The sequence below is a fragment of the Thiocapsa roseopersicina genome, assembly GCF_900106925.1.
Classification (GTDB): Bacteria; Pseudomonadota; Gammaproteobacteria; order Chromatiales; family Chromatiaceae; genus Thiocapsa; species Thiocapsa roseopersicina.
Window position 1 is genome coordinate 1 of sequence record NZ_FNNZ01000055.1, and the last position, 9811, is coordinate 9811.

Consider the following 9811-nt stretch of genomic DNA (forward strand, 5'->3'; position numbering starts at 1 on the left):
ACCGGCCGCTTTCCTTCGGACTGACTGGCCGGATTGAATCAGAACCAGTGGCCACTTTCCTTCGGACCGGGTGGCCACTTTCACCGGAATACGCAGTCAAGTCCGTGTTGCTCGCGAAGAGCGCAAGGATTGTGTCTGCGTCAACGTCCGCGTCTGCGTCCATCGCGTCTATCAGTGCCTCGACCTCGGGCGTGCTGAGTCGCTCGAACCACGGGTAGTCGCCAACGATCAGGGCATCAAGCTCGGCGTCGCTCAGGTGCGCGAACTTGGCCGAGCGTGCGGCGTCCTTCGCGGCGGCGATCTGCTCCTCGGTGCAGCCTCCCGAGAACATCGCCTGAATCATGGCGGCGATCGGATCGGCGGGGGTTTCGGGCTTCATGGTGGTGGTCCGGGTGGATGGCGATGCTGAGATTTTCGCGTCACGCGATGCCTTGGTCCTTGGAATACCCATCCACCAATGGGGGGTGAGTGCCCGGACGTGCCGGGCGGTTGGTGTCAGTCTTGGCCGGTCACGCCCGAGCCCGCATCGAAGCGATTCCAGCCAGAAACCCCGCGTCGTCGATCACGGGATGACTCGGAGCCACGTAAATCAACGCGATCCTGATCGCATAGAGCCGGTCGCCCACGTCATGCCAGCGTTCAAGGCTCCATATCGCCGAGATCACGGCGGCGATGATGCACTCCGATTCGGTCTTGTCGTCGATCAGGGTGTCACGCATGGCGGCGATCTCCGAGCCAGCGCAGACCGGCCTCGGCGCGCGCGATCAGGACCATTGCACGGATCTGGTCGACCGGGCTGAACCTGTCCATGACTCTCTGCGCCGTGTTGCGGATGATCTCCAGTGTGATGCGGCTGCGCTCGTCGAGTGCGCGGGTTACTTCGGCGTTCCAGTGTTTCAGGATGAAGTCGCAAGCGGGTGCGGATGCGGTATGCTGTCTAGCGGTCATGATTTCACCTGTTCGGTAGGTGGTTGTGGCCTAGGGCCTCCGATCGGGGTGCAACCCGGTCGTTGGCCCGCTTCTCTCTAAGCCTTCCTGTGTGCCTTCAGATACTCCGAGATTGCCTCCCGGATCAGGTCGGCGGTCTGCACCAGTGCACCCGTCTCCATGCGCTTCTCCTTCGCCAGCTCGGCGAGTTCATCCTTGTGGGCGGTCGGCATGCGGACGCTCAATGTCGTCATCGCTGCGGTGGGGTCGATCCCCTCGGTTTTCGGTAGCCTTGCCATCTCGGCTCCTGTCGTTTGGTTGTCCATGTGAGCAGCGTAGACCATAACCGCCATCTCTGCAACCTAGCCGGTGACATACATTATCCGTGTTCGTTCCGATTTCGTATAACCTTCATTATGTAAAGTAGTTTCGCACCCGTACACAGTCCATAAGGCGCTGAAAAGGCTGCCAAAGTGCCGAAAAAGGGCCGATTATCGCCATGCGTCAAGGTTCGTCGCATGCGCGGCCCGTGGTCTTCACGGGGAGGAAAATGAAAAATGAACAGCGAAGAGCCGAATGTTCATGAAAAAGTGAAAACCTCCGCGGAGTCGACCGGGATCGACTTCATTGGCCTCCTGAACCCGGCTTCGACGGCCGCGGCGTTGGGCGACAGCTCGCCCGTCTCCACCTTGTCCAACAGGTCCGGGCGGCTTCTGGCGAGACGGCGGAGGATGCCGGGGTTGCTGTTCCTTTCGCTGGCCGACAGCCTATCAATGTCAGTGTTACTTACTTTGGTCTCATCGCTACGCCTATCCCCGCCCCGCCTCACAAACTCCTCCGCCTCCGGATCCGCCTGCCGCCTCGCCAGCTCCACAGCCGCCGCAAGCTCGGCGACCGTGCCGGTTTCGCGTTGGGCTGAGTCCAAAATTGGACCCTGTTGATTTCGCTCAATTCATCCTGGTTGGATGACCCTGCCACGGGGGTGGGGTGCAGAAATAGCACCTCATTTCGCGGCACAAAAAGGGTCCGCCACGCGGCGCCCGACGCTAAGTGCCGGGGTTGTAGCCAGCTCCTTGGTGGTCCGCCCGCATGTTGCTGATCCCTTGAGCGCAAATCTGCGCTGAGTGACGAGAGGGGTCGGCCCACGCGCATGTTGCTGATTCCATTGTTCCCGTGGTTTTAACGGGTACCTCCGACACCGCGTAAGCTGCTGAAATTGCAGGGCTCAGATTGATTTGAGCCGCCGCCCCGCATCCTGCACAACCTGTCGAGATCGCTGCACCCTGATTTGGGGTCAGGTTTTTCAGCGGCTTATCCAGGAACGCAAGGAACGCTCGATTTGCGTTCATGGCTTTCTCCGTCGCCAGCGGTAGAAGCCGCGGTTTACCGCAGAGGACGGAATACTTTCCGCTGCGTACAGAATTCTGATTTCGTTCAGCTTTTCGGGTCGCAAGGGGGGGGGCAGAATCTGCGTACCCTATAGGATCTCACTCCGCAGCCTTGCGGAGATCATGGTCGCAAGGGGTACGTTTCCAACGGCACCCTTTGAGCGCATGGGCGTGACATTAACGTCGTTTAGGTCATCGCGATATTCAGCATCTCGTGATGGCTGCGCCCATCCGGTGACTGGTCCCGCCGGATGGGCGTTTTCCGTTCTAGGCGAGGGCGGGAGCAACGGCTTCGGCATGGGCCGTCAAGGCGCCCCGCACCTGATAGACGATCTCGGTGTATTCGGTGTACACCTGCTCAGCGAGTTCATGGGCGAGGTTGGCAACGTGGCCGATGTCGTTGTTGTCGACCTCTTCGTCTCGGGTTGCCACCGTATAGGCGAGGAGCTTCAGCGTCGCGGTCAATTGGAGCAATTTCGATTCGGTGTCGATCATGTTTGCCATTTGTCTGGTCCTGTCATTGGTTGGAGTGGTCAGTATACGCCCGGAAACGCCTATGTAAAGCCGCGAAATTGAATTGCGCGCCCCATGTTTCGGAATGAACGCAACCATTCGGCTCGGGTTGCGTATTCATCGCAAGTCACGGTGTGAGCAGGTTGCGGCGGTCGCGTCGGTAGAGGAAACTACCTGCACAGCAACCAATGGACCAAGGCCAATGTCATTCAATGAACTCCTCGGCGAGCTTCGCCAGATCGACCAGATCCGCCAGTTTCACGGAAACCTCGATCGCTGGCGGGAAAACCTTCAAACCCTTGCGGATGCCAAGGCGCGGGCCATGCGTCTCGGGAAGGCGCTGCCGGTGCGGTTCGAGCGGCCTGCCTTCAGGTCGGCGGCCGATGCCCCTGGATTCGATCAAGTCTTGGATTTGATCGGCGATTACCGAAAATCTCTCGCGCCGGATGAAAAGGTCGGCGTTTTCATCAATCGCGTGCGTCATCAGGCGGTGGCGAAGGCATTGCAGAAAGCCGATGCGCCCATCGTCGCGAAACCGAAACCTTCCAGGGCCAAAGCCGTGAAAACCGCCATCAAATCGCCTTCAATTGCGGGCTCCTATGCCCCGGCGGCTTACCGCAAGCCGAAGCCGAAACGCCAAACCACGGCGTTCGATGTTGTTGCGAAGGCTACGCAAGCTCGGGCGAAACTTGTTGAGCAGATTACTCTCGGTCGAATGACTGCCGCTGAGATCAACGCGCGGGATCTACGGCTGAGAAACATCATCGCGAGGGCCAATAGAGCGCAATCGGCCTCGGCATGAAGACCTCGATCATTCGCCTCGGTCCTGAATATCAGCAAATCGGCGATGCGGCAACGATCTTGATTCAGGCGCTGAGCCGGGAAGGGCTGGAATATGTCTTCTGGCCGGATGAGACGGTCCCCGACGACGTTGGCGACTATCCCGACGCGGGCGGGCACCTCGCAGTCCACTTGGAGTTCCTGCGAGGTGTCGGCGGTGGCAATGTCTTCGGCCGGGTGCCGCGCAAACCGGGAACGGCGACTCTCAAGGTTTACGTGGCAGTCACCGGCCCGGCCTGATCCGCTACATCGTCGGCCGGTTGCGACGATCGGTGCCGGCGATCGCGGCGAGGGCTTGGCTTAAAGGTCTCATCAGGTCCATGACGCGAGCGATGTCCGCGGCCGACGCTGGCCCCGTGTCATAAACTGCCCGCGGTTCGGTTTTCGACATCGCTCGGGCAACCTCGAGTGCCTGCTCCTTGGTTTCCGCCAGAATGGTCATGTGCATGGACTGCCTCCAGTTCAACGACAAAGCAACGAAAGCCCGAATACCGCTTGCCGGGGGCTGCCGGGTCGCTACCTCGGCGATCCCGACCGACGCGAACTTCCCTCAAACGGTTGTAGCAAGAGACGCAGATTGCGTTCCATAACATGCGGGAGCTCCATTTCCCGCAGAGGCTGCACGTGTTGTGCTTTGTCGCCGGCGTGGCCTGGACCTCTTCACCTGAGCAACCGGCGCCGATCTCGCAACCCCGACAGACAAAGGTCGAATCCCACGGCTCGGCTCGCTTCGATCGCTGATAGTTTCGGCTGCACGTCGCTTCGGTAAGGCGCAATCCTCCGGGCCATCGCGGACACTCGAACAAGTCCATCGGTCATGCCTCTGTGGTCGGTTCCTGAGCCTTTGGCGGGGTCGGCTGAGCCTCGGGGACAACCCGGCTCAGACACCATGCGAGGGCGCCCACGTCGCCGAGCTTGGCCATTCTCAGCATGGTATCGGCCAGTCCCTCAGCCTCTCTCGCGAGCTTCCGCCGGATCCTTCCAGCGGGGTTGGGTGTCCGTCCTGCTGGTGCGGGCGCGGCCATCACACAACCCCCATTGCCACAACGCGCGCAAGCTGCGGCGAAGGGACGTAGCGCATTCGGAGATCGCCGTTCGGAGCCGCGGCCTTGGCTTGGGTCGCGACTTCCAGCAACCTCGCTTCCAGGGTTCGACAAAGTTCGAGCAAGGCTGCTGCCTTCGCGGCGTTCACCGATCCGGCCCACTCGGCGCCGTGGTCATAGCCGGTGCCGGCGGTCGGGATCTCGACCTTCGCCTCGGCGGCGACGATTCTCGACACTCCTTCATGATCCGCTGCGAGCAGCGCCAATTTCCGGGCGTCTTCGCTATCCCAACGGCCTCCCGGCTTGCGATTCGCTGCAATCGTCGCGCGTTCAGCCTCCAAGGCCGCGAGCCGCCGTTTCAGGTCGTCGATGCGGTCCCGGTGGGCCTTGTCCTTGGCTGCCGCTGCTGCGGCTTCACGCTCGGCTTTGACGGCTCTCGCGGCCATGCCTGGATCCATGACGACGGTCGGTGCCGGAATCGTTGCCAGCTCGACCATGCGGGCATTGATCGCGGCGGCGGTCTGCGCTGCCATCTCGGCGCCCGCGGCTTCGATCTCGGCGAGAAAAGTGCCCATGTCTTCATCGCGTTGCCGGGCAAGCTCGCTGCCGATGCGAGCGACCTCTTCGGTGGCGAGCTGCAACGCCTCGCGGGCCGCGGTGGTGTCGGTCCCGGCGGCGAGGGCTTCGTCGAGTGCCTGCTGTGCGGCGGTTACGCGGTCTGCTGCTTTCTGGAAGGGGTCCATCGTGATGGTCCTGTCGTGAGTTGGATGTTCGCTCGGCTCATTACCCCCTCACGACGCATCCCGCGGGCAAGCGCGAAACGCGGCTTTATGCAGCAAAAACTTGGGCTAAACGCACGCTGGCGATGCGGTAGCCCCGTCGATTCAGGGTGTCGCATCGGCTGGTGCGTCAGGATGGGCGGGGTCCCGCGGCGATGATCGACAGGGCAACGCCGATCAGGGCCGATAGCCGAGCCTCTGCTGCCGGTGATCCCGACAGGCGACCGTCGTCGATGTCTCGGAGAACGGGCGTCACGGTCGCCAAGATCGCGGCCTTGGCTCGCGCCTCGGTATCCAGCGAGACCGGGACCTCGTCGATGACGTAGGCGATGCGTTGCAAGGTTCGAGAATGTTCGAGGGCTGAGTAGTGGCGTTGGAGTGTGCTCATGCTTCGGCCCCTTCCGAGACCGCCAACAGGGCAGTCATCGCGTTGTCGAGTGTGGCAAGCGAATTGGTGAGCAACCTCAAGCATTCGGCGCCCGGTCCCGCGTCCTCGATCGCAGCCGCCAGCGTCGCGCGTCTTGCGGCGATCTTCGGAAGTAGGGCGGTCGCTTGGCCGATCAATTCGGCGCGGCTCGCCTCCAGGTCGGCAATCGTCTCGGTGACCGAGCGCGCGTCGGCGTAGATGCCGGTCGCCTCGATGCCGATTTTGAGAATGCCGTTTGCAATTGTTAGGGCGGCTTTTCGCTCGGGGGTCATTTGGTGTGGTCCTTTGGTTGGTGCGCCGTCCGTGGCGCGGATGTGGATGTCTAGGCGACGGTCAAGATGTCGTCGGCCGATCGCGCGACGAGGGCGAGACCTCCCTTGGATTCGACGAAGCTGAGAAACTTCGCTTGTTGTTCACTGAGCTTGCCTTTCGGCGTCTTGACCTCCACGGCGGCGAATTGGGCAATGGTCTGCCCGAGCATTTCGGCAGTGACCACAACCGGGCGGATGCCGATCAGGTCGGAGGATCCCTTGCACAGCCCGGCGTGCAATGGCCGCGGATTGCGGATCAGGATTGAGCCGTCCTTGAGGCGGGTCGCGTCGCCGGTCCAGGCTTGCCCGGTGTTGTTGCGCCATACCGTCATCCCGGATTGGGAGGCGGCGAGCATGACCGAATTTTGGATGCTCTTCTCGCTCATCTGGATGCCCTCCATTGCTCTTGGCGGGATTGCCTTGCCTTGTAGACGTGCTCAGCCCATGCTGGCTTGTATCCCCGCGCTGCGGCGATCCGCTGAAGGTCTTCCAAGGTCTGCGCCTTGGACTGCTCCTGCTTCGCCTTCTCCCTGGCAATCCGCTTGACCTCCTCAAGAGATCCGTCGACTTGTTCGATCTCGCGCGCCTTCACGGGGTAGACGTACCCGCAGCTCGGGCAGATGGGCGCCGGCTTGTGAACGGCAAAACACTCTGAGCATTGCTTGACCGGATCGGCGTCGTCGTCCTGTTTGCGCTGCCGACGTGGTTTCGAGTCGAGCGACCACTGCCTGTCGTCATCGGGAAGACCGTGACGGTGGCAATTTGAGACGTGATCGAGGATGACGGCGCGCTCCTTGCCGGGGAAGGGCCTCAAGGCGCGTCCGACTTGTTGCAGATAGAGTCCCAAGCTCTGCGTCGGCCGAAGCAAAATCGCCGCCGAGACGCGCGGGATGTCCGTTCCTTCTGACACGATTTCGCAGCTCGTGAGCACGTGGAGCGCGCCCGATCCGAGATCCGCAATGCGTTGCGCCCGAGTGTCGGCGTCAAGCGTCCCGTCGATCGAAGCGGCGCTGTATCCGGCGGCGCGGAAGGCTTCGGCCACATGCTCGGCGTGCTTCACCGACGCACAGAAGGCAATCGCGGGGGCGCCGTCACAGTGCTTTCGATAGTGCGTGACTGCCGACCCGGTGATGACGGGCTTGTCCATCGCCGCGGCGAGATCGCCCTTGCTGTAATCGCCCGCAACCGTCTTGATCCCCGACAGGTCGACGGCGCCGGGCGGGGCGAAGACGACAGGTCGAGACAGGTGCCCAAGCTCCACCAGCTCCGAGACAGTCGGCCCCATGACCAACTCGTCAAAGAAGCCGCCGGCCTCGATCCCGAGCCCCTGGCCGTCGAGCCTTTCCGGTGTCGCCGTCACGCCGAGTACGCGAGCATCGGCGAAGTGCTTCAAGACCTGTCCGTGGCCCGTAGTGGCTGTTGCATGGTGGGCCTCGTCCACCACGATCAAGGTCGGCGCCCACTTCATTCTGCTGAGGCGGCGCACCAGCGTCTGCACACTGGCGACTTGAACGGCTTCATCCGTCTCGGGAACCCCTGAGGCGATGAGTCCATGCGGGACCTCGAAGGCCGTGAGCGTTTCGGATGTCTGCCGTAGAAGCTCGGCGCGATGCACCAGAATCAAGACGCGGTTGCCCTTGGCTGCTGCGTTGGCGGCGATGTAGCTGAAGCAGACAGTTTTGCCCGATCCGGTCGGAGCGACCAAGAGCGGCGAGCGGCGGCCGGCGGCGTAGGCTTGGCGGACATCGCCGAGCATCGTGTCTTGGTAGGGTCGGAGATTGATGCTCACGGGCGACCTCCTTGAACCTGCCAAGAGGAGGTGAGGCGAGCCGAAAACAGGCTCCCGATCCGGGGGGCGGACAACCCGGACAACCCCATAGGGTGTTGTCCGTGTCCGTCCGCCTCTTTTCGGTCTTCGGTGGCGGACATTTTCATGATTGTCCGCCCTTGTCCGCTTTGTCCGTCAACCATGCCCAGTCGTCGAAGACCTCAATGATTGCGGCATCTTGCAAGCCCTTTATCGCCCTCCTTAGCGCACGCTCGTTGCTGTCCGGGTTGTCCGATTCCGACAGTCCGCCGGTGCGCTTGACGTGCGCTCTCAAGTCGGCCAGCGGACAAGCGATTTGTCCGGTCCTCGGCGGCTTCGGAGCGTCCCAACAGGACCGCGGCGGACACCGCTTTGACTGGCTCATGACCTCGCGCATGGCGGCCAGAGCCCTAGCTTCCGACCTGGAAGGCTTCTTTCCCTGGGGCCTCGCCTCGACCGGCTCGACAATGCACGAGGTGATCGGGTCGCCGTCTTCGTCAGTGCCAAGTTCGACCACGCCCAGCCGGAATGGTCGCGGCTCGCTCTCCGGCCCGTCCTTTGCGCGGGTCACCGCCCACTCGCGGTTGTCGTTGTTGTCGCGACTCACTTCTAAGATCGCGTCGACGGCACCGCTGAGGCTTGAATGCCCGCGTAGACCGCGTGACAGCTCCTTGCCGGCGTGATGCACCAGCAGGACGAGACCGCCTAGAGTCGCCTGAAGCCTCTTGGCGGCGGCGATGATGCGGCCCATATCGACGCTGGAATTCTCATCGGCGCCCGGTGATGCGGCGTTGAGCGTGTCGATAACCACGATTCCCGCGTCTGCTCTCGCGGCCTTGATCGCGTTCGCAAGATCGGTGATGTCGTCGGCCAGCAGCAACGAAAGCTGCGCGGTCACGAACTTGAGCCGGTCCTTTCCTGTATCGCCCTTCACCAGCCGGTAAGCCTGCCAACGCTGCGACAGTCCGCCTTCGCCCTCAAGTCCGACGTAGACGATGGGACAGGGTCGGGTGCGGTACCCGAACCACTCGCGCCCCTCGGTGATCGCGGCGGCGGCGTCCAAGACGATGAATGTCTTGCCGGACTTCGGCGGCCCGTAGATGACCGCGATCCCCTCGGCGGGCAGGACTCGCTTGATGCGGTACTGCGCGGCCGGGCGGCTCGCCAGCTCGTCCGGCGTCATCAGGTGAAAGCGGGGCGGCGCGGGCTCTGCGGCTTTCGCCTGCTCGGCGATCGCGTCGTTGAGGAGGTGAACATTCCCCGACCGGGCAAAGTCATTGGGATCCTTTTCCCCGTTCGGCCCGCGCGTGAGTTGTGCTCGGATGATCTCGGTCATGCCGCATCCTCCAGCACAACCAAGCGACTCGGCGCGAAGTGCTCGGCTACCGTCTGCGCGACGATGTCGAAGTGGTGCCCCATGCAGGCGAAAGCCGCAGCGTTGCCCTTGTGGGCATGGAAGACGATCGAAACGGCATCGGCCCATCCCTCGACAACGAACCACGGGGCGCGTTTGCCGAGCGTGTTGCCGCAGATGAATGCGTTGCCCCTGATCGGCCCAAAGCTCTGTTTGACGCCTGCGGGATTGATCGCCTGAACGGCGCGCACGGCATCGGTGCGGATGTCGCGCACGGGGATGAGGAGGCAATCGGCGCGCTTGCCGATCTCGATGCCGGATGCGTTGCCGCGGCCGGCTCCTGCGGCCCAGTCAATCCCTTTGCTGAGTGCGTATGGGTGCGATCCGACGATGCGATCGGTGCGCGCTGCGGACGCCCAAAG

The 9811-nt window shown here is 62.6% G+C and carries 15 protein-coding genes and 1 pseudogene; 2 read left to right on the forward strand and 14 right to left on the reverse strand.

The window, feature by feature from the left end:
• The 6 genes from BLV04_RS23745 to BLV04_RS23770 form a co-directional block, all read right to left on the reverse strand.
• Positions 1 to 379, reverse strand: a 379-nt coding sequence (locus BLV04_RS23745; RefSeq protein ID WP_139192038.1) for a hypothetical protein, incomplete at its 3' end; no start/stop codon positions are given.
• Positions 380 to 509: 130 nt separating this feature from the next.
• A complete protein-coding gene (locus tag BLV04_RS23750) occupies positions 510 to 719 on the reverse strand; it encodes a hypothetical protein (RefSeq protein WP_093038559.1) in 210 nt (69 codons plus the stop codon).
• On the reverse strand, positions 712 to 948 hold the full coding sequence (locus tag BLV04_RS23755) for a hypothetical protein (RefSeq protein ID WP_093038561.1): 237 nt from the start codon (positions 946 to 948) through the stop codon (positions 712 to 714). The genes BLV04_RS23750 and BLV04_RS23755 overlap by 8 nt, the downstream gene beginning before the upstream one ends.
• A gap of 77 nt (positions 949 to 1025) precedes the next feature.
• Entirely contained in the window at positions 1026 to 1226 is a 201-nt protein-coding gene (locus BLV04_RS23760) for a hypothetical protein (RefSeq protein ID WP_175534788.1), read from the reverse strand.
• 281 nt (positions 1227 to 1507) lie between these two features.
• Positions 1508 to 1852, reverse strand: coding sequence for a hypothetical protein (locus BLV04_RS23765; protein ID WP_093038565.1), 345 nt, complete (start codon positions 1850 to 1852; stop codon positions 1508 to 1510).
• A gap of 730 nt (positions 1853 to 2582) precedes the next feature.
• Positions 2583 to 2819: a hypothetical protein gene (locus tag BLV04_RS23770; RefSeq protein ID WP_093038567.1), complete on the reverse strand. Its 237-nt coding sequence runs from the start codon at positions 2817 to 2819 to the stop codon at positions 2583 to 2585.
• Between the two features lie 211 nt (positions 2820 to 3030).
• Here BLV04_RS23770 and BLV04_RS23775 point away from each other — a divergent pair, with 211 nt between their 5' ends.
• Complete coding sequence (locus BLV04_RS23775; RefSeq protein WP_093038569.1) at positions 3031 to 3630, forward strand: hypothetical protein; 600 nt, start codon at positions 3031 to 3033, stop codon at positions 3628 to 3630.
• On the forward strand, positions 3627 to 3908 hold the full coding sequence (locus BLV04_RS23780) for a hypothetical protein (protein WP_093038571.1): 282 nt from the start codon (positions 3627 to 3629) through the stop codon (positions 3906 to 3908). Before BLV04_RS23775 ends, BLV04_RS23780 begins: the two co-directional genes overlap by 4 nt.
• A gap of 4 nt (positions 3909 to 3912) precedes the next feature.
• On the opposite strand, the gene BLV04_RS23785 is transcribed toward BLV04_RS23780, so the two are convergent.
• From BLV04_RS23785 to BLV04_RS25180, 8 genes and pseudogenes are all read right to left on the reverse strand, one after another.
• Positions 3913 to 4116, reverse strand: coding sequence for a hypothetical protein (locus BLV04_RS23785; protein ID WP_093038573.1), 204 nt, complete (start codon positions 4114 to 4116; stop codon positions 3913 to 3915).
• Between the two features lie 576 nt (positions 4117 to 4692).
• Positions 4693 to 5454 carry a hypothetical protein gene (locus tag BLV04_RS23790; protein WP_093038575.1) on the reverse strand — a complete coding sequence of 254 codons (762 nt, stop codon included), beginning with the start codon at positions 5452 to 5454 and terminating at the stop codon, positions 4693 to 4695.
• 166 nt (positions 5455 to 5620) lie between these two features.
• Positions 5621 to 5878, reverse strand: coding sequence for a hypothetical protein (locus BLV04_RS23795; RefSeq protein ID WP_093038577.1), 258 nt, complete (start codon positions 5876 to 5878; stop codon positions 5621 to 5623).
• Complete coding sequence (locus BLV04_RS23800; RefSeq protein ID WP_093038579.1) at positions 5875 to 6189, reverse strand: hypothetical protein; 315 nt, start codon at positions 6187 to 6189, stop codon at positions 5875 to 5877. Before BLV04_RS23800 ends, BLV04_RS23795 begins: the two co-directional genes overlap by 4 nt.
• 50 nt (positions 6190 to 6239) lie before the next feature.
• The gene (locus BLV04_RS23805; RefSeq protein WP_093038583.1) at positions 6240 to 6614 is read right to left on the reverse strand and encodes a VRR-NUC domain-containing protein; all 375 of its coding nucleotides are present in this window, start codon (positions 6612 to 6614) and stop codon (positions 6240 to 6242) included.
• Positions 6611 to 8017, reverse strand: a complete 1407-nt coding sequence (locus BLV04_RS23810) for a DEAD/DEAH box helicase (protein ID WP_217633793.1) — start codon at positions 8015 to 8017, stop codon at positions 6611 to 6613. The genes BLV04_RS23805 and BLV04_RS23810 overlap by 4 nt, the downstream gene beginning before the upstream one ends.
• A gap of 142 nt (positions 8018 to 8159) precedes the next feature.
• Positions 8160 to 9371 (reverse strand): AAA family ATPase, encoded by a 1212-nt coding sequence (locus tag BLV04_RS23815; RefSeq protein ID WP_175534789.1) that lies wholly within the window; start codon positions 9369 to 9371, stop codon positions 8160 to 8162.
• Positions 9368 to 9811: pseudogene (locus BLV04_RS25180) on the reverse strand (primase-helicase zinc-binding domain-containing protein); the annotation flags it as partial. The gene BLV04_RS23815 and the pseudogene BLV04_RS25180, both read right to left, overlap by 4 nt.